We start from the raw sequence: 18,765 nt of genomic DNA, 5'->3' as shown, positions 1-18,765 counted from the left end.
CCACGACAACGCACCGCAAGATCTGGCGAAGCTCGATGCAAACGGCGGGGGGCGTTCAGGGAAGGCGCGCGTATCACGCTTGATGCGGCGACCCAGGCAGGACAGTCGCTGTTTGTTATCACCCTGGCCGTGAGTATCGGCGCACGGGATCAGCCAGTGCGTCGCAGCGGGTATCTCCCCGGCGCTTCAATCCGCATTGAAACCGCCGCTGTGGACTCGCGGTATCCCGCTTCATCTATCGAAGAGCGAGGCGCTGAGTTGGGAGCGCGTGCTCGAAGTCCCGGCGGCTGGCTGTTTGGGAAGGCGAGCGGCGAAAGCTATCTGCCAGGTTTATCGGCTGGACAACTTGATCTTCATGTGGCCGGAACGTGCGCACGTGCCCGTCGCGAATCGCTAGGGCTGAGCGACGCTCGACCCCTATCCGATACCTCTGACTGGCGGGGTTTCCGTGTGAACAAACTGAACTTCGGAATTGCTTGACATTTAATGACTAAAAAACTAGTTTTATAGTCATGCGTACACAGTTCGCCGAATCCATCCCTGTCGAATGGGACCGTTTCGCCAACGTCTTCTCCGCGATGGGCGACAGTTATCGCCAGCGAATCATGCTGTTTTTCGAGCCGGGCGAACGCCTGACGATCAAGCAGATCGTCGACTGGCTCCCGCTGAGCCGCACAGCCACGATCCATCACATTCGTGTGCTGCAAGGCGCCGGGCTGCTGGACGCAAAGAAAGAAGGTCGCGATGTATATCTGACGGCGAATAAATCGCTGTTGATCGACGCCCTCGACACAACGGCCCGATATGCGGAGGAAGTGCTATGAGCCGCAACTCGACACGTGGTATCCGCATCTGTGGCACCGGGACGGCAGTGCCTGCGAACACGTTGACCAGCGAAGAAATAGACCAGCGTTTCGGCTTACCCACCGGCACGGTATTCCGACGCTACGGCGTGCGTACCCGCCACTACGCAACACATGAAAACGCAGCAGCGCTCGCCGTTGAAGCCTGTGAGCAGGCACTGCGGCGCGCGGGTTTCGACTGGCATGACATCGACTGTCTGGTTGCATCGTCCGCGACCATGGATCAGGCGCTGCCCTACAATGCTGCGCTGATTCTCGCGGCAGTCGGACCGGGCGTCGGTCACATCAGCGCATTCGACATCGGCGCCAGTTGTCTGTCGTTCCTCGTCGGTCTCGACACGATCAGTTATCTCGTGGAATGCGGCCGATATCGCAACGTGATGATCGTGTCCTCGGACATCGCAACCTTCTCACTCGACTGGACGACGCTCGGCGAATCCGCGATCTTCGGCGACGGCGCGGCAGCCGCCATCATCCGTAAAAGTACGCCGGACGAACGGTCCTGCATTCTCTCATCGCAAATCGAAACACATGCAAGCGGTGCGAACGACTGCCATATCAAGGCAGGCGGCTCGCGCTATCACCCACGCCGGCCGGGTGTGGACTTTGACCCGCTCACCTTCTTCCACATGGACGGACCGCGCCTCTTCCGAACGGCATCCAAAGAATTGCCCAGACTTGTTGCGCAGTTACTCGGCTGCGCCGCACTCACGCTCGATCAAATTAGTGTTGTGATCCCGCATCAGGCAAGCCGCCTTGCGCTCGACCATCTCGCGAAGCGCTTGCGAATCGAGCCAGCCCGCGTGGTCGATATCCTCGCGGAGTCGGGCAATCAGGTTGGTGCGTCGCTTCCTTCGGCATTGCATCACGCGATCGAAGTCAAGCGGATAAAACGCGGCGAGCCGCTGATGCTTCTCGGCTCGGGCGCGGGGCTGACGCTGGGTGGCATGGTGCTGGTGTACTGAGATGCGGATACTCGTAACAGGTGGCACCGGTTTTCTCGGGCGGCATCTCGTGTGGCGGCTCAATGCATCGGGCCACGATGTCGTCTTTACCGGCCGCAATGCACAGCATGCGGCGACCGTGACGGCGGGCGCGAAACGCACTGATCGCGAAACACGCTTCATCATGCTCGAACACGGCAGCGCCCACAGCCACGCGACGATGCATGAAGCCGCAGCAGGTGTCGATGCTGCAATCCATTGCGCGGCACTCTCCTCGCCGTGGGGACGACCCGAGGCCTTCCGCAGAGCGAACATCGAGTCCACGCAGGAAATCATCGATGCCTGCGGTGCTCGATGCGTGCCTCGCCTCGTCCATATCTCGACGCCAAGTCTGTATTTCGATTTCCGTGACCGCATCGGCATTCACGAAAACGAACCGCTGCCGTTGCCGGTCAACGACTATGCGCGCACCAAGGGCATTGCGGAGCAACGGGTATTGCAGTCGCCACTCGATTCGGTCATCGCGCTACGCCCACGTGCGATCATCGGCCCCTACGACGCCACCCTGTTGCCACGGCTTCTGCGGGTTGCGCGCACATCGCGCCTGCCCTTGATGCGCGGGGGCGACGCGCTGATCGACCTCACTTATGTGGACAACGTCGTCGATGCAATCGAGCTCGCGCTTTCTGCCAATCTGCGGCGCGCCGTCGTCAATATCAGCAATGGTGAGCCGATACCCGTGCGGACACTCTTCGCCATGCTCGCAGACGCTTTCGGCATCCCGCTGCGCGTACGCCGGGTGCCTTATCCCGTGGCCGACGCCGTTGCGACGTTACTCGAGTGGGCCGCGCACTGGCGACCGGGCTGGGAACCGCCCGTCACGCGATATTCAGTCGGACTGCTCGCGTATTCGCAGACCCTGGACCTGACCGGCGCACGCGACCTCCTCGGCTATTCACCTCGCGTAACGCTTGCCGACGGCATCCGGCGCACCGCTGTCTGGGCGCGGCAATTTGAACAGGCGCGCTCATGACCACGACGCTCGGCTTTCACCTGCTCCGGATTGGGCATTGCTCGCATCCCGAGTGCGTGACGCAACGTGGCGGACGCCTGGGCAACGTACCCTTCCCTGCGCTGGCTGGCCTGCTGCTGCATCCCCGCCTCGGCCCAATGCTGTTCGATACGGGCTACAGCGAAGCCTTCTTCACGGCAACACAGCCGTTCCCCGAGCGACTGTATCGGCTGGTCACGCCGGTGTCGCTGACAGCGAGCGAAACGCTTCCCGCGCAGCTTGAACGACATGGGCTCGCACTGCACGATATCGGACATGTGTTCCTGTCGCATCTGCATGCAGACCATATCGCCGGCATCGGCGAGCTGCCGAATGCGAGATTCTTCGCGATGCGCGATGAAGTTGATGCCATGCGCCGCGTCTCTCGTATTGGCGGCTTACGACGCGGCTATCTGAGGACCTTGCTGCCGGCTTCATTTGACGCACGATTAACCTGCGCCGACGACTGCGAACGCGTCGCGCTGCCGCCCGCCATGCATCCGTTCACACACGGCTTCGACCTGCTGGGCGACGCAAGCGTGCTTGGCGTCCCGCTGCCCGGTCACACACCGGGCCAACTTGGCATCCTGTTTCAGACTGCGAACGCGCAGACCGTGTTTCTCGTCGCCGATGCGTGCTGGTCCCTTGAAGCTGTCCGGCATGACAGACCGCCTTCATGGATCGCGTCGCGTCTGTTCTCGGACAAGGGCGCGTACCTCAGGACCTTCGCCGGGTTGCGCCATCTGTTGGGTCGCAACGATGCGCTGACCATCGTGCCGTCGCACTGTGAACTCACGTGGAGGCGCCTGGGCCATGAACTTCGCTGACTTCGTCCGCATGATGGGCGCGTTCGCCTCGACACGATACCGTCTCCGCTTCGATGCCCGCGCGTCGTTCGAGCGCTGGCAGACGCGCCGGATCGACGCGTTCCTGCGCACGCAGCTGAAGCGTGCGAGCTTTTATCGCGACTACCCGAGCCGCGAGCTTGCTGCGCTGCCCGTCGTCGACAAGGCATTCACGCTGCAACGCTTTGCCGCCTTCAATACGCACGGCATTGCACTGGAGACGGCGTTGGCAGCAGCACGCGCATCAGAGCAGGCTGGCCTGCTACCGCCGCAATTCGATCCGAACCTCACGGCCGGGCTGTCGAGCGGCACGAGCGGACGTCCAGGTGTGTTTCTCGCCAGCGCATCGGAGCGCGCAACGTGGGCAGGCATCATGCTCGCCCGCACACTCGACCGCGACCTGCTCACGCTACTCGCCACGCGTGCGAAACCGTTGCGTGTCGCGTTTTTCCTGCGGGCAAACAGTTCGCTCTATACGACCTTGCATAGCCGCCGCATCGACTTTCGCTTTTTCGATCTTCAGGCGGGCGCCCATACGCACATCGACACGTTGACCGGCTTCGCTCCGGAAGTGCTCGTCGCGCCTGCGAGCGTACTAGGCTGGCTTGCCGCCGAAACGCTTTCCGGACACCTTCGCATCGCGCCGCGCAAGGTCATCTCGGTAGCGGAGGTGCTCGAACCCGACGATGAAACGCTTATCCGCGACGCGTGGCGCAAACCCGCTCATCAACTGTATCAATGCACCGAGGGCTTTCTCGGCTACACCTGCTCACAGGGAACACTGCATCTGAACGAAGAGTTTGTTCACGTCGAGCCCGAATGGCTCGACGATGCGCGTACCCGGTTCGTCCCTGTCATCACGGACTTCACGCGTCGCACGCAGCTGATCGTCCGATACCGGCTCGACGACATTTTGCGTGTGCGCGCAACACCCTGCCCGTGCGGACGCGTCACGTTGGCGCTCGCTGCCATCGATGGCAGGCTTGACGACGTGCTCTGGCTTCCGTCCCGTCTGGGCGGGCGCTTGCTGCCGCTGTTTCCTGATTCCGTAAGGCGCGCCATCGCCGCATGTGGCGCGTCCATCGACGATTACTCGCTCGTCCAGCATGGCCGCGCCCTGTCACTCGGTGTGCAGGGTTCAGACACTGCATTCGCTTCGATCCGGCATGCACTCGACAATCTGGTCGCATCGCAAGGCATGTGCAGTCTTCCATGGCAGCGCGCCGCCCTCGATACCCGCGCGCCGACAGCGAAACGCAGGCGAATCGTCTGCGCCACGAAGCCATTGGCCGATGGCGAATCCTTCTCTCCGATCGCGGACATCCATGAAACGTAAAGTGCTTATCCTTGGCGGGCGGGCGCCCGTCGCACTGGATCACGCGCGGCGCTTCGCGCATCAGGGCTGGCATGTGACGGTGGCGGACAGCATTCCGTGCCTGATCAGTGGGGCGTCACGCGCCGTTGATGCATCGTTGCGAATCGCTTCGCCGCGCCATGCGCCCGCTCAATTCGCCGCCGACCTTGCGAGTGCCTGCGACCAACATCGCTTCGACCTGATCCTGCCGACCTGCGAGGAAGTGGTCTTCCTGTCGCGTTACCGGCATCGGCTGCCGGCACAGGTGCGCGTGCTTACCGACGACTTCGAGACGCTGCGCGCTGTGCATAGCAAATGGCAGTTTCTCGAACTCGCGCAAGGCTGTGGCGTGAACGTGCCGGAATCGGCCCTCGTCCGTTCGATTCAGGAGGCACGCGAGTGGGCACAAGGCGCGCCCATTGTGCTCAAGCCGGAGTTCTCGCGATTCGGCGTACACGTGCGACTGTACGGAAACGGGATGCCGGACGTTGCACCGCCCCTTCCTCCCCTCGGCAACTGGGTTGCGCAGCGTCATGTGAGCGGCACCGAATACTGCTCGTACAGCGTCGCCGATCAGGGGCGGCTGCTGGCCCACAGTCTCTACCGGCCCACATGGAGGATGCACCGAAGTTCGAGTTTCTATTTCGAGCCTGCGCGAATCGATGCGATCCACGCCTTCGTGGCGCGCTTCGTTCGCAAGCTCGACTTTACTGGACAGGTATCCTTCGACTGGATTCGGGATGCCGATGGAAACATGAGCGTGCTGGAATGCAATCCGCGTGCGACGAGCGGCTGTCATCTGTTCGCACTTGACGCGCCGCTGCCGGCCGCGCTCGGTGGCACGCTCGATCAATGCATCGAGCCCGAGGCCGCCACCCCTCGCATGATCGGCGCGGTCATGCTGAGCGCGGGGTTGATCGACGCCTGCCGGCGCGGCGACCTGCGCTGCTGGTCGCGCGACTATCGCCACGCAGCCGATGTGATCGGTGTGCCGGGCGACCGGCGTCCGGTTGCAGGCGCGCTGACCGACCTGATGGCATATGCACGGCTCGCGCTTGCGCAGCGCTGCAACATGCGGGAAGCGGCCACGCGGGATATCGAATGGGATGGCGACCCGTTGCCCGAAGTATGAGCGAAACCCTTTACGCTCCGCAGCAGCGTTTCGTCGAACTCGCCAACGCGTTTTCGACCCTTCATGCAGGCGTCGGGACGCAGGACTTCGTGCGCAACGTCGATGCGCGCGTCGAGTCCGTCACGCTCGGCGGTCTTCCGTTTCCCGCGACCATCAACGGCATCGACAGTGACAACGCGTGGGTGTGCTCGCCGCTGACGACCTACAGCAAATACGCACTGGAAGAAACGCGCCGCCTGCTTCCAGGCGCGCTCGCGTGGCCGCTCTGCGGTGTGATCGGCACGGTAGACCGATGGCTGCGTCGTGTTGGATTTGATCACGCGGTATCGGTCAACAACTGGCTGCTCAGCACAAACCTTTATCCGTCGACGCAAGGTCTCGATTTTCCGGCGATGCGTGATGCGCTGAAATCGCGTTGGCCTCATCATGCGATCTGGTTTCGGTCGTTGAACTATGTACAGCACGCCGAGTGGCTTCATGAGCTCGAACGCGCAGGATTCGAGCTAATCCCCACGCGGCAGGTGTATCTGTTTCACGATATTGACCGCTGCGTCGCGCGCCATCAGAATCTGCGACGCGATCTGAAGCTGCTGGGTTCGACGCAACTGCATCGTGTCGCGGGTAATACGTTCTGTGACGCCGATTTTGCAGAGAGCGAGCGGCTATATGGCCTGCTCTACCTCGACAAGTATTCGCGGCTGAATCCTCACTACACAGCAACCTTCCTGAAGGCGTGGCAACGCAATGGACTGCTGGATCTGACCGGCTTCAAAGACGACTCCGGAGCTTTGCACGCCGTGGTCGGTATCTTTGCGCAAGGCCCGTTGCTGAGTGCGCCGATCGTCGGATACGACACCTCAGCATCTGTTTCTGAAGGCTTGTACCGCCTGCTGATGGCGCACGTTCTGTCCGTGACGCGTGAACGCTCGGGCATGCTCAACCTCAGCGCGGGCGCGGCTCATTTCAAGCGGCTGCGCGGTGGCGAGCCGGCAATCGAGTATAGCGCGGTGCTGTCCGAGCATCTGCCAGACACATTGCGGCGTGCCCTGCGGCGCCTGCGCATCCTCACTCAACATCTCGGTGTACCGATCATGCGGCACTTCCAACTATGACCCCGTGGAATCCGGCGCTGATGCGCAGCTGGTTTGTCGTTGCGCGTTCGCGGCAGATCGGAAACAAGCCGTTCGCGGTAACGCTTCTCGACCGCCCGCTCGTGATTGCGCGTGATCGCCAGAGCGGTCTGATGGCGCTCGACGATTGCTGCCCTCACCGTCACGTTCCGCTGTCGCTTGGGCGAATGACGGACGAAGGCTTGCAGTGCGCGTATCACGGCTGGACCTTTGGGTCCGACGGGCGATGCGTGTCTGTTCCGGGTCTCATGCCCTCGGCCTGCTCGCCGTTTGCACAAGTGGGCACGGTTGGGGTGATGGAGCACGATGGCCTCGTATGGGTGAAACTAGATGACCGTCAGTCGACGCAGGACGGGACGCTGCCTGCGTTTCTTCAGCGCCTGCCTCCGTCGGGCCTGCGATTTGTCTGGCAGTCGACGTGGCGTGCGCGCGCCGTCGATGCGCTTGAAAATTTTCTGGACGCCCAGCACACGCATTTTGTGCATGCTGGACTGGTTCGAAGCGGCCAACGGCGCAATGTCGTCGAAGCGACCGTGACGACATCGCAAGGCTCGCTTCAGGTGGACTACCGCGGTCAACCGACGCAGAGCGGATGGCTATACAGGCTGTTTGAATCGCCGCGTGAAGTCGAACGAGCCCACTTTTGCTCGCGCGCTGCCGGTACTGCACAACTTGAGTACCGATACCAGGACGGAAGTGCGCTGTATTTCACGCTTCATTTCAGCCCGATTGACAAGACGCACGTGCGCGTCCATGGAACGCTTCACGTCGAAAACAGATGGGCGCCAAGCTGGGCGCTACGGCTGATCGCCTGGCTTTTCTTGCGACGGGTCCTGGTACAAGACCAGGCGATTGTCGAGGCGCAACGGGAAAACAAAGAGCGCTTCGGCAGAAACGAGGGCCTATCGACCGAACTGGATCTTGTCAAACCCGCTCTCGACGAGATATGGGTCTCGAGTGGTAGCCCGTGTAGCGAACTGTCTATCGTGCGGATGCTTGTTTGAACATCGAACCCGCTGACTGATTCCAACGAAAGACGCAATCCGCCACCCGTTGCCGACATTCGAGTCGCCTCGAAGGCTATGTCCGATCGAAAAGTTCAACGGTCATTCCCGCACGCCGACGTCTACCTAAAGTTATTTGGATTTTTGTCGATTACCCCGAGTAATAATCACCGGTTGGTGAAAATTTCAGTGCGGAATACCGTGAGCGAATACCTTTCATGAAATTTCTTCGTTTCTTTTTTTCTATTTCCTTACTACTGCTTTCAACTTCGACGATCGCAAAAGTATGTCAGCAATCTAATCTTGCAGACCGGACTATCTGCGACACCGAGTCACTTCAGAAGGCAGATGGAACGATCACGCACAAGGTTGACGTATTGCTCGCTGCTTACAGCGATTCGCAACGTCACAGCTTGGTATTGGGTCAGCTGAACTGGCTAACCTATAGAAACGAAGCCTGCATGAATGACGGCGTACCAACCAACGAGCTGGTCGATTGCCTTACTTCCGTGTATCGGGAGCGTGATCTTGAGTTGAGCGAGGAAGCTGTTGTCCAACGAAAAGTTCAGGATGACAAACACTTGACCAATGCCCCTGACATCGAAGCGATCCTAGATCGACCCGGTATATTGGAACAGCGGGACAATACGTTTTATTACGCTATGTTTTTTGCGCCGGCACAGCATGACGTCGATTACAACGTATTCCGCCACCCCTCTACTTGCCGGGAGCTGTATACGCTGGACGCGGGAGCTTGGCATTATAGCGGTGACACGATTGGCATGAACGCGCAGAGCGCCGATTTCCAACGATGTCAGTTTGAAATCTTCGAGGCGCAGGGAAATGTCAAGGCAACGTATTCGCCCCCCAAAACCCACGACTTCGGAGATATAGCCGCATATTCGACCGAATTCATCTGTCTCGCGGTTTCTTGCGACGACAATCACTACGACAAACTTCGTGCGATCGAGAGCTTTCAACACAAAGCCAAAAGCGGTGAGATTCGAATAGAGCAGGGCGTTGTTCCGGTGTGGTCCGACAATGCCTGCCTGCGAATTCTCGTGGTCGGTAATGAAAGCTTTTGCTTTGAAGGATTCAACTTCGCGTTTAGTCTTTCCCAGGTCAGCGACTACACCGGTCAAGGAAGACAAGAGGCGCTCATGGACATGTCTTATTTTCCGTCACAGGGCTCCATGCGGGGTCATGCAATGCTTGTAGTGTGGTACGACCCGAGCGCCCATGCAATCCGACCGGAGAAGATCGATTTCTCAAGCAGAATAATTCTCAAGCTGGAACCAGATACGTACGCGACTGGGCCGACGGAGGTCAAGTCACATAAAAGACATAAGCGCTCAGACCAGCACAATACTCAATAGTGAACGCCTCATGATCAACCTGTTCCTTAGGACTGGAGCAGGATTTTCAATCGAACGACCGCTTCGGCCGGCCCGAGAAGATATCGAGATGGCTACGCTACCCGCATTCACTGCCGGCCGCCACAGGATGCAGGCGATTTAGCTGTCTCGTTGCCAGCGGTCTCCAAGTCGAAGCCTCATAGGCTATGCACCTGTTAGAAACAGCCACCCGAAATGGCCAACTCCGGCTTACACCATGTCTGCTCCTGCCCGGACTACTCACAACGGCCGCTAGCGTCAGTTCGACAAAGTTGCTTCAGTTTGGATGCTTCTCCGACTAGTCTCAAGAGAAAGCTGATCTGATGTTCGGTACAGAATCTCGAAGTCGAGTTCGGAATTGCGAGTTTCAGACCTCGGTTGCGAACATATTGCACCTGGGCTGCTTCAACATGCACGTCACATCCATCACCGACCTCTGAGAGCGCCGTCAGCGAATAATACGGCCACACTTGCCTACCCTCAGGCTCGTCAGGCGGCCCAAAGATTGCAAGGAATTGATGGGAATTGTTCCCTGAAGAAAAACTTTCAATCGTGAACGTCGCGAGAGCTATTGCGCCGTAGTTTGGAACGTCAACCAATCGAACTCGACGTGCGTCCAAAAACTCTTCAGCATATTCATCGCTGATGACGCTTACCAGTCTGTTGACTTGCCTGTTAATCTGCGCGAGGCGTTCGCTCGTCGATCCGATTCGAGGTTTTTCGTTCTGTGCACTCGCAGCACTAGAAATGCCGATCAACAAAAGGGCGAGTCCCGCGAATGCAATTCTCCGCGCCCGAAAGTGCAGATTTTGCTGTTTAATAATGAGCATAGACAGATCCAGCGTCTCCGATATCCATATATACACTAGCGGCCAGCCAGAAATGTCAAGTTGCGAAGCAATATCAAATGATTGAAGCAATACAGTCACTCGAATGACTACGTGATTGCGCCAACGAGAGGCGGCTCACGGCCGATCCCGGTCTCATGTCGGACTTCACGGACGATCTGAGCGGACCGAGGAGTATCCATGAGTTGATTTTGGATCTGCGATCGCTGTCAATGTGGTTCGATACGCTCCGAATGCACCAAAGCTTTATGTCCAACGCTTTTCGTCGACTTGCGATAGTACGCCTGGACCGTTGTCGCAATCGTCACAAACGCGATGACTACTGCGCCAAACCACTGGTTCCGTCCTTCCTTCTCTGTCTGACTGACAAAGTAATCCGCCACTTGGCTATAAGGGATTGATCGTGAACCACAATCGATCTTCCAAACTCTATAAATATGTGGCCAAACAAATTTAACCGGCGCCGAATAGATGACAGCGTCGCATCCGGTTAGCGCTGTTTGCTGCTCCATCGACAGGCCGTTGAAACGCCGTTGGTTTCTCATAACAGAATACAAGGGTGTAGGAAATTGAAAGCTTCGACTTGCCCCATTCTTAAGTGTCAACACAATGTTGGGCTGAGTGTCCCGCGAGGAAAGGATTTTTCCGCGAAAGCCGATTAGTGAACTCTCTGACGGCGGTGGGTTGAGATGCACGACCAACGCCGGGTAGCCGAAAAATGCAGATCCTATGAGGATCAACCACGTTGGTAGGAGATACTGTCCTATTAAGCGCATCGCGTTACCGGATCTCAAGAGGGTAATCCACCCATCGTGTAGTCACTGTGCTTTCAGCAAAAAGAATGTTGACAGCAATATGCCACAAGGAGGAATCGAAGTCGCCGCTTTATTTTATTACACACCCCGGTTGATTCTTCGATGCCCAATATAGCAATCACTCGTCCATGGGCGGGGCGGCACGAATCGACTACGAATGTTGTCGATACATGTGGACCAGTCTAAGGGCCTCTTCTGGCCGAGCCCAGTAAGATGCTCAGTGTATATAAAACGTCACAGAGATGATCGGCGTGAGTCCCAAGTCGGACGAGATTGACCATTCAAGGTGCCTGGCAGCGGCCCTTCATTTGTCTAACGATCCTCCAAGCGGGATGCCCGATTGTCTGCTAGCTATTTATCGGCTGCTGTTCTGCTCGTTCTTCGAATAGAACAAGCTTTCTCGAACTCAAGTGACGGTGTTACTCGGTAAGCAACGATCTGCGTATTGGTTTCCCCTTCGTCCCAAACAACGGCGTAGGAGCGGCTCCGCCACGTTTCGAAGTAGACGAACGATCTACCGCAGTATCCGGCTTCTTGAGAGAAACCATCAAGGACCGAGTTGGTAATTAAGTGATAGCCATCGGTCGTACGGGTGAGATAGGTATCGCGCACGCAATTGGCTGCTCCCACACGCCGCGAGATTCTAACGATGGGCTGGGATCGACCGAGTATCGCTATATCTGTCACATTACCAGTCGTATCCGCATATTGAACCAAGGTCGCTCGGATGGAATCGACGGCTTCCGGTACCGCGGCCTCCCAAAACTGGTCAGCCCGAACCTGCTCTGCAGTGCAGCTATCAAAACACAGTTCCCTCGAACCTAAAGTCTCAATATCGACATGCGGATGCTGCCATTTCAACTGCGACAACGACCTTTCAAGGTGTTCGCACGTTGTCTGTGCACTAACAACCGCAGCGTACGGTTCGATGCATGCGAGCGACGCCAAAGCAATTGCAGTGTTCATGAATGTGCGCATACGCAGTGTATTCCTTCTAATGTTCGGTTCAGTGATCCATGCCGAGTCCTGAGGCGAATTGGTACAGGTCGTCAACGATTCTGGCAGCGATGTCAGAAGGCCGATCGCTCACTCACGTCTGGACATTGTATCCCCGATACCGATCGCGACTAGCCGCTCATTGTCGGGATTCCCGCCAATATATCTAGGCCATGCCCGATAACATCGAGTGAATTTGTACAACGAGGCGTCCCAGCTCATATGGGATACTCTGGAGAGGCTATCGGTCCACGGGCGGACGTGGTAACTGTCGACTATTCGCACCCTCGTGTCGAACAGCCGTTTCCGGCTGATCCCGGCGGTTCGAAGCTCACCGACGACAGAGCGGCGCCGAGTCGCTCTCCAACTTCTGCAGCCGACCCACAAGGGATAGTCGCGACTCTCCGAAGTGGTCGTTCAATGGCAGTGCACGACAATGGCGGCGCACAAACGAAGTCAACCATTTTTCTGACGTCTCGGATAATGATCCTATTTCGGGCAGAGTTGATCGTAAACCGTCGCGACGGGGGTATCTGGACGGATGTCCGACGGGACTGCCTGCCAATATTCAACGTCACTTCATTGCGGTTTGCTAATCTCGCGTGGACCAGCGTCACCTTTCTCGCATCGCAATCGATCTCATAGTGATCCAACTGTTCGGTGATCGGGATTCATGCGATTGTTAATTTAAACGGCTGATCTCACATTAATTTCATCAACACAGAACTCTTGCCATCGGACACTCGAATAGAAGCCGGATCGAGTTCAGACCGAGACCCCTTGTAAGCCGCAATAGTCTCCCACTCGGCCGAATCCGCATGGGCCAAGCAGCAATTTGTCGCCGAGACAATAGTGACCGCACCTGCGAAATGCAACCGCCATTGTGCTAATGGTAAAAGCGGGAGAGTCATTGAGCGAAGGCGGACCGCACCGAGCACGTTTGTATTTGCCAAGTCCGATTTAGATGGGGCGGTCCTGTTGACTATCGGAGATTAAGTTGGCCGAGACGCGTAACACCGGTCCGCAAGATATAAGACCGACTCGCGCGTCCTTCGCACAAGCCCGTGGATGACGTCGTAACCGTTGGCAAGGTCAAAGTCAATGAACCGTCCCTACGAATTCGCGACACGCGAACACTTCGGACATCAACGGCACACCCGTCGCCGATCTCTGTGAGAGCCGACAGCGCATAATATGGCGCCGATTGCTCGAGGTCCGGAATATTTGATGGCCCGAAGACTGCGAGGAATTGATGAGCATTGTTGCCATCGCCGAACCCTTCTACGACGAAAGATGCGATGGCGATCGTCCCGTATCTCGGCACTTTGACAACTGAACGTGCCTGTCATGTGGCACCTCCGCAGCGTACTCGTCTTTGATCGCGGTGACCAGGCGGTCGATTTGCGAATTAAGCTGGTGCGCGCGGTCCGCGTGGACATGCGTGTCGGTGAGCTGTCCTGCTAGGGATGGGAATGCGACAAAAGCGACCGCCAAAATCAAGGCTATCATCCGGACACAGTTCGAGATCACGCGCGTTGCCCCCTCGGCTCTCATAACGAACTCGCGATATGAATAGTTCCGCGAATTCTCGCCAATCCAGCGGGCTATGTCGAATGTCGCTTGCGGGCCGCAGCGGCCCGCTCGTTCGGGCCAGCAAATTATCGCCTACGTGCAAAAGACACAAGCGCGGACACGGCGAAAACAGCAGCAGCTATCGAAAAGATCACAGCGATGCCGTAGTGGTTGTAGTACACATTTTGAAAGCGAGCGGGATTGATCACTCGCGTAACGTAGGGGCCATATTTGCCGTCGTGAATTTCCCCCGAGGCGGCTGCGCGCGTGACGTCCCACCACATCAAGCCGCTAAGGAATGCACATACCGCTCCCAGTATCGAAAAGCAGGTTGCATTTTTCACGGGCATTGCTCGATCTCCCAACGAATCGCAACGGTTTCAGATTCTCGACTCTACTGCATCCATTTCTTAAAAGTTGCTCCGCGCCCTCTTCCATCAACCAATCGCAACGGTCACCATCCGCAGGTTGTTCCTTCAGTGGATCAACGGGACAGGTTCTCGGTCCCATTGAGGGGGGGGTGAAAATCTGCGCGCTCTCGGTTTAACCGACGATCATTGGTCCCTCGCCGACGTCCAATAACAGACCGATCCGCAGGGGATTGAAGAGGACCCTTCGGTCGAATATGCTGGGCTCGCCGGAATTGCTGACGATCTAGCCGGCAATGTCGAATGCCTCAATCTGGCCGAGATGGAATGGACACCGTCCTCACTTCGGGGACGCCGGATTATGTCGAAAACGGTCACTCAAGATGTCGAAGGGTTATCGGACAGTCGTAGTGATCGAGGATTACCTCGTCCGCCATCTCCTCGCCCTGACAAGTACGCCCGCCGGCATCACCGGACAGCTGAACCCGCTGATATCTCCGTCGCCGTCGTGACCGCGTGCGCAGGTGACCGGGACGCTTTTCTTCGCGACTCGAACCTCCTCTTTCACGCCCGTGCGCGAGCACTATCATCAACCCAACGACGACGACCCGGACGTGGACCGCGCCGCCCGCGCAGCGATGAACGAGAAGTTCAAGAATTGTAGACCAGGCGATCCAGTCACAGACGCTGGCTCGTGTACTAGAACTGCGCGCGACGACCAAGTGACAGCTCGAACGTCGCGTGATGCATGCCGTCAACGCAGCGCCGCTCTCGCTTTTTGGTGCGCCTCAAACGCCCGCGGGTGAAGATTAGATAGCGGGCTGTCGGGTTAACAGGTAGTAGTGCGTCTCGCCCCGTGTGTCGACGTATTGCATCAGATATTTTTCGACGGGAACGTTCCCGTGGGAGTCTTTGACCGTGCCGAAGTTCAGGGCCTGCTGAAGGATGAAGTGATCGATTCCGACGGCAGGCGCATCGCACTTGACGGAGACCTCAGTCCGATCGTCCGTTAGCCACGCGATGCACGTCTTGCCATTCAGGACCAGCGTTCTCGAGGAAGGGCCTGTCAACGTGACGTCAAGGCCGTCCGAGGAAAGAGACCTTGCTGCGACGATCGTCGTGAATTGGCGATCATTCAGAGGGCTGTCAACCAACTCATAGGTGCCCAACAGCTCGGTAGACGCTGCCCGCAGATCAGCCTGCTGCTTTACGATGGAACTGTGAAAGCTCGAACAACCGGCCAGGAAAATTGCCACGCATATCGCAGTGAAGTATCGGCTCATATCTCGATTATATTTTTGCTTCAATGTTTTTTATCAGAATGTAGGCGATAAAGCCAAAAGCAACTAGAAATCCAATTGCCGCGATGATGCGGCTCTGGCGAGATCTAGCCGATGAAGAGAATGGGAAACTTGGCATGTGATCACCAGCTGATTCCAGTTTTTCCTTGATCCACCGAGTAACCACCTCCGATGGCACCGACATTGTTAGTCTTACCAGCATTTACACCTGCACCGACACCAATCACCGTTGCAGTTCCGCTACCGGGCGAGTACATCAATCCACCACCGAACAATTCATAGGCTCCGCTCATGCCACCGGTGTACCCACCAGCAAAGTTATCTGCTTGCCCTGGCGCTACCGCACTGGAATTGAGACAGCCAACAGATCATACGTCGTTCCCGAAGCGCCGCTGCTCGTGCCACCAAACGAAAACCAACTCGGCCCAAAGCCTTGCGAGTTTTGCGGGCCCGCCGCGCTGTTGGCCGCCTGCTTCACCGGCGTGTTCAGATTCACACCGTCAGCCGTACTTTGCCCAAAGCTGCCGCTAACCCCGAAGCCCATCGATGTGCCCGAGTAGCTCGCACTGTTCTGCAGATTTGTGTAGTCGAATGTCTGCGTCGATAGACTGTTCTAGTCAGGCGTCGCGGTACTTGAGATTACGCCACCGTCCAACTGCGTGTGTTTGCCGACGTTGATGTTGTAACCGCCATTGCCTGCGTAAATGCCGCTGTGCTGGTTGACCGACTGGAAATTGTCCTTGATAGTCTGGTCACTTACGCTCGCCGACCCGCTGGCCGTTGTGCCGTAACAGATGGGCGGCACGCAAATGCTCACTTGGAATCCGCCGCTTGTCTGCTTGCTGTCGTAGATGTTTGTATGGTGAGACGGCGCTACGCCTGCCACCATCTAACTTCCGCAATCCTGGGATATGGCAACCGATGCCGTCTTCAAGTGGCTACAAACAATGTTTTGCGACCACACGCCCATTACTCAACTGGAGGATCGCTTACCGCCCACCCGATCCGAGAGTGCGTTGGCAACTCGCTCGAGACTCTCAGCGTTACCAGAAAGTGCAAGACGTGTGCCATTTAGATCGACCATCAACTGGCCTCGTTGCGCAGACTTGTCGCAGATCACCCGAACATCCGCATAAGAGTACGACCGCGCCGACATGAAGCACACGACAAAGCGCTTCTCATAGACACTGACTCGATAGAGAGCCCCACCGGAACGGAAAGCCGAATTCCCGAACGACGCGGCTGCTCGCGCTTGCGCGATTAACCGGCCAGAATTTTTATCCACCGTTCGCGGAATTGCAGGCAGCCCGACGAATACCACAAGCGCTACCACAAAAAGCGATCCGACTGTTACCACCCCCTCTAAGAGGCTAAGAGTCGTATGAAAGAATGGCTTCATTATTTCGAAGGACTTTGATATGTCGGATCAATAGAAGCATTGACGAGTGTACATACGCCCGCCTTCAAACCAACTGAAACGCCGTTAATGTACCCGGATCGAGATTCGGGTTCTTGCCGATGAGCGTCAGATCTTTACCCGCATACACATTCGAGCCCTGTACCGTCACATCCTGCCGTTCGTCCAGCGCCACGTTACCGTTGCCGCTCACGATCTGGCTGCGGATTGTATTCTGGTTCCGCGCGGCCGTATCCTGTACGGTGTGGCTGTTCGACATGGTGATCGTCGACATCAGGAGACCGATGAAAAACACCGCATCGACCGGTGAGCGACTGTTGGCCGGTTGACACCGGACCTGAGAGCTTTCCCACCGGTCTACGTCCTCGCTCTTTTGCGTGGTGTGCGTGCTAACTTACCCTACCGTACAAAAGTTTCAGTTCATCTATAAAACCTTGATTCGCCGCGAATCTCAGCGCTCGCCAATCTCTCGGTTTGAATTTGTCAAGCATTTCGTCCAATTTTCCAGTGGAATTGAAGTACAGGGTATTCCAAATAATCTCAGGATCCAAGCCATTTATTGAGTCACCGTTGATGAGGATGCCCGTTAGGAAACTGGTATTTCTTTTAGAGGCCGCATTTCACATTGATCCACAGAAAATTCACCACTGAATATTTCCATAGCTCAACGTTCGGACCATGCTGTCCGCCGTGAACGTGAGACAAAGCAGCGTTCGGCGTAAAGTCGTCGAGACTAGCGACAATCAACTGCCTTTGGTAGGCGATCTCAGGGAAATCGAACATATATAACTCACAATTTCGGGAATTTAAATTTTGCCACTTCATCAGCATTGTCACCCTTCACCGCAGGGTTGTTGATTTCGACTGTTGCCGTCGAGTCTGCGGCTTTTTGACGATGCTTGCCCCGCCGGTCTGTAAGTTACTGCCGTGCCATCAGGCAAGACGGCAACCCAGCTCCCCTCTCCAGTTATGTTGTTGACGACCTTCACCGGAGTTTGACCGTTAAACGCATCTTTTGCATATTGCTCCGCAGTCGCATTTGGAGCGCCCGAGGCGGCATCGGTATTCCGGGACCGCCAATACCCGCCGGAAGTCCTCCATCGGGATCTAAGATAGAGGGGGCACGTTTGTCTTTGATCCGCCCACCGCCGTAATAACCTGATCCAGCAATTTGCGAACCAGATCCACGCCGGAGTCGGTGATGCGAACTATCAGACTCGGATCGTCTGCCAGTGTGATGAGTTGACCCGCCTCAATTGTCGGATCAAGCTCAGGTGCCGGGTCAGTAATGACACCGTCGCTTTGGTCGCCGTTTCCCCCTTATACCCCGGTAGCTCGATGAGGTCGGCCATCCATGACGGCGGAGGTGATGCTTGAAATAGCTGCGCCAGCTGATTATCTTCTGCCTCGATCTCTGCCGCGCCAGTCGCAGTCATCGCATTGAGGCCGCCTGCTGCGGCGATACCTGCGACGGGACCGTCCACCATATTTCGGCGCTCTGCGGTCGTGCGTCGACTTATCCATAGTCCGCACAAGCAATGAGTGAACCGAACATCGAACTCGCCGCCGTTCGCAGCGCGCGGGTAATCAGCACGAAGTTTTTCACGCTTTCCCAAATATGCGTTTCAGCAAGCTTCGTCGGACAGGGCGCGTTACTGCTTTATCGGCCTCGGACACCCCTTCGACATCGCACGCAGTCGGTCCACCAGGGCGAAGCAAGTCACCAGGATA

16 protein-coding genes are annotated in these 18,765 nt (G+C 57.1%); 10 read left to right on the top strand and 6 right to left on the bottom strand.

The features are described 5' to 3' along the window. Positions 1-512: 512 nt before the first annotated feature. The 9 genes from DK391_RS24510 (at position 513) to DK391_RS24470 (ending at position 9,699) form a co-directional block, all read left to right on the top strand. Positions 513-824 (top strand): ArsR family transcriptional regulator, encoded by a 312-nt coding sequence (locus tag DK391_RS24510; RefSeq protein WP_109480590.1) that lies wholly within the window; start codon positions 513-515, stop codon positions 822-824. After that, positions 821-1,828, top strand: coding sequence for a 3-oxoacyl-[acyl-carrier-protein] synthase III C-terminal domain-containing protein (locus DK391_RS24505; RefSeq protein ID WP_109480589.1), 1,008 nt, complete (start codon positions 821-823; stop codon positions 1,826-1,828). The genes DK391_RS24510 and DK391_RS24505 overlap by 4 nt, the downstream gene beginning before the upstream one ends. Position 1,829: 1 nt before the next feature. After that, on the top strand, positions 1,830-2,840 hold the full coding sequence (locus DK391_RS24500) for an NAD-dependent epimerase/dehydratase family protein (RefSeq protein WP_109480588.1): 1,011 nt from the start codon (positions 1,830-1,832) through the stop codon (positions 2,838-2,840). Beyond that, positions 2,837-3,685, top strand: a complete 849-nt coding sequence (locus DK391_RS24495; RefSeq protein ID WP_109480587.1) for an MBL fold metallo-hydrolase — start codon at positions 2,837-2,839, stop codon at positions 3,683-3,685. Before DK391_RS24500 ends, DK391_RS24495 begins: the two co-directional genes overlap by 4 nt. Continuing rightward, positions 3,672-5,039 carry a F390 synthetase-related protein gene (locus DK391_RS24490; RefSeq protein ID WP_109480586.1) on the top strand — a complete coding sequence of 456 codons (1,368 nt, stop codon included), beginning with the start codon at positions 3,672-3,674 and terminating at the stop codon, positions 5,037-5,039. The genes DK391_RS24495 and DK391_RS24490 overlap by 14 nt, the downstream gene beginning before the upstream one ends. Continuing rightward, entirely contained in the window at positions 5,029-6,189 is a 1,161-nt protein-coding gene (locus DK391_RS24485; RefSeq protein WP_109480585.1) for an ATP-grasp domain-containing protein, read from the top strand. The genes DK391_RS24490 and DK391_RS24485 overlap by 11 nt, the downstream gene beginning before the upstream one ends. Beyond that, on the top strand, positions 6,186-7,301 hold the full coding sequence (locus DK391_RS24480) for a hypothetical protein (RefSeq protein ID WP_109480584.1): 1,116 nt from the start codon (positions 6,186-6,188) through the stop codon (positions 7,299-7,301). Before DK391_RS24485 ends, DK391_RS24480 begins: the two co-directional genes overlap by 4 nt. Then, positions 7,298-8,323: an aromatic ring-hydroxylating dioxygenase subunit alpha gene (locus DK391_RS24475; protein ID WP_109480583.1), complete on the top strand. Its 1,026-nt coding sequence runs from the start codon at positions 7,298-7,300 to the stop codon at positions 8,321-8,323. Before DK391_RS24480 ends, DK391_RS24475 begins: the two co-directional genes overlap by 4 nt. Before the next feature lie 218 nt (positions 8,324-8,541). Next, positions 8,542-9,699 carry a lysozyme inhibitor LprI family protein gene (locus DK391_RS24470; RefSeq protein ID WP_162600899.1) on the top strand — a complete coding sequence of 386 codons (1,158 nt, stop codon included), beginning with the start codon at positions 8,542-8,544 and terminating at the stop codon, positions 9,697-9,699. 254 nt (positions 9,700-9,953) lie between these two features. Here DK391_RS24470 and DK391_RS24465 read toward each other — a convergent pair whose 3' ends face one another. From DK391_RS24465 to DK391_RS24435, 6 genes are all read right to left on the bottom strand, one after another. Continuing rightward, the gene (locus DK391_RS24465) at positions 9,954-10,547 is read right to left on the bottom strand and encodes a hypothetical protein (protein ID WP_109480581.1); all 594 of its coding nucleotides are present in this window, start codon (positions 10,545-10,547) and stop codon (positions 9,954-9,956) included. 1,184 nt (positions 10,548-11,731) lie between these two features. Further along, positions 11,732-12,346, bottom strand: coding sequence for a hypothetical protein (locus DK391_RS44420; RefSeq protein ID WP_162600898.1), 615 nt, complete (start codon positions 12,344-12,346; stop codon positions 11,732-11,734). 2,779 nt (positions 12,347-15,125) lie between these two features. Then, positions 15,126-15,572, bottom strand: coding sequence for a hypothetical protein (locus DK391_RS24445; RefSeq protein WP_162600897.1), 447 nt, complete (start codon positions 15,570-15,572; stop codon positions 15,126-15,128). 167 nt (positions 15,573-15,739) lie between these two features. Continuing rightward, positions 15,740-15,910: a hypothetical protein gene (locus tag DK391_RS44415; RefSeq protein WP_162600896.1), complete on the bottom strand. Its 171-nt coding sequence runs from the start codon at positions 15,908-15,910 to the stop codon at positions 15,740-15,742. A 320-nt stretch (positions 15,911-16,230) separates the two neighbouring features. Then, entirely contained in the window at positions 16,231-16,506 is a 276-nt protein-coding gene (locus DK391_RS24440) for a hypothetical protein (protein WP_109480576.1), read from the bottom strand. 574 nt (positions 16,507-17,080) lie between these two features. After that, the gene (locus tag DK391_RS24435; RefSeq protein WP_162600895.1) at positions 17,081-17,308 is read right to left on the bottom strand and encodes a hemagglutinin repeat-containing protein; all 228 of its coding nucleotides are present in this window, start codon (positions 17,306-17,308) and stop codon (positions 17,081-17,083) included. 1,264 nt (positions 17,309-18,572) lie between these two features. On the opposite strand from DK391_RS24435, the gene DK391_RS44960 reads away from it, so the two are divergent. Then, a partial coding sequence (locus tag DK391_RS44960; RefSeq protein ID WP_204117429.1) for a hypothetical protein occupies positions 18,573-18,765 on the top strand: 193 nt, incomplete at its 3' end.

It is taken from the genome of Paraburkholderia sp. C35, assembly GCF_003121405.1.
Lineage (GTDB): Bacteria > Pseudomonadota > Gammaproteobacteria > Burkholderiales > Burkholderiaceae > Paraburkholderia.
Note: the sequence above shows the minus strand (reverse complement) of the source record. Positions and strands in the feature narration are given on the sequence as shown.

What these genes read in the sequence shown, in the direction of transcription:
- DK391_RS24510 (WP_109480590.1), top strand. Translation starts at nt 513, where the DNA reads ATGCGTACACAGTTCGCCGAATCCATCCCTGTCGAATGGGACCGTTTC.
- DK391_RS24505 (WP_109480589.1), top strand. Translation starts at nt 821, where the DNA reads ATGAGCCGCAACTCGACACGTGGTATCCGCATCTGTGGCACCGGGACG.
- DK391_RS24500 (WP_109480588.1), top strand. Translation starts at nt 1,830, where the DNA reads ATGCGGATACTCGTAACAGGTGGCACCGGTTTTCTCGGGCGGCATCTC.
- DK391_RS24495 (WP_109480587.1), top strand. Translation starts at nt 2,837, where the DNA reads ATGACCACGACGCTCGGCTTTCACCTGCTCCGGATTGGGCATTGCTCG.
- DK391_RS24490 (WP_109480586.1), top strand. Translation starts at nt 3,672, where the DNA reads ATGAACTTCGCTGACTTCGTCCGCATGATGGGCGCGTTCGCCTCGACA.
- DK391_RS24485 (WP_109480585.1), top strand. Translation starts at nt 5,029, where the DNA reads ATGAAACGTAAAGTGCTTATCCTTGGCGGGCGGGCGCCCGTCGCACTG.
- DK391_RS24480 (WP_109480584.1), top strand. Translation starts at nt 6,186, where the DNA reads ATGAGCGAAACCCTTTACGCTCCGCAGCAGCGTTTCGTCGAACTCGCC.
- DK391_RS24475 (WP_109480583.1), top strand. Translation starts at nt 7,298, where the DNA reads ATGACCCCGTGGAATCCGGCGCTGATGCGCAGCTGGTTTGTCGTTGCG.
- DK391_RS24470 (WP_162600899.1), top strand. Translation starts at nt 8,542, where the DNA reads ATGAAATTTCTTCGTTTCTTTTTTTCTATTTCCTTACTACTGCTTTCA.
- DK391_RS24465 (WP_109480581.1), bottom strand. Translation starts at nt 10,547, where the DNA reads ATGCTCATTATTAAACAGCAAAATCTGCACTTTCGGGCGCGGAGAATT.
- DK391_RS44420 (WP_162600898.1), bottom strand. Translation starts at nt 12,346, where the DNA reads ATGAACACTGCAATTGCTTTGGCGTCGCTCGCATGCATCGAACCGTAC.
- DK391_RS44415 (WP_162600896.1), bottom strand. Translation starts at nt 15,910, where the DNA reads ATGAGCGGAGCCTATGAATTGTTCGGTGGTGGATTGATGTACTCGCCC.
- DK391_RS24440 (WP_109480576.1), bottom strand. Translation starts at nt 16,506, where the DNA reads ATGGTGGCAGGCGTAGCGCCGTCTCACCATACAAACATCTACGACAGC.
- DK391_RS24435 (WP_162600895.1), bottom strand. Translation starts at nt 17,308, where the DNA reads ATGTCGACGATCACCATGTCGAACAGCCACACCGTACAGGATACGGCC.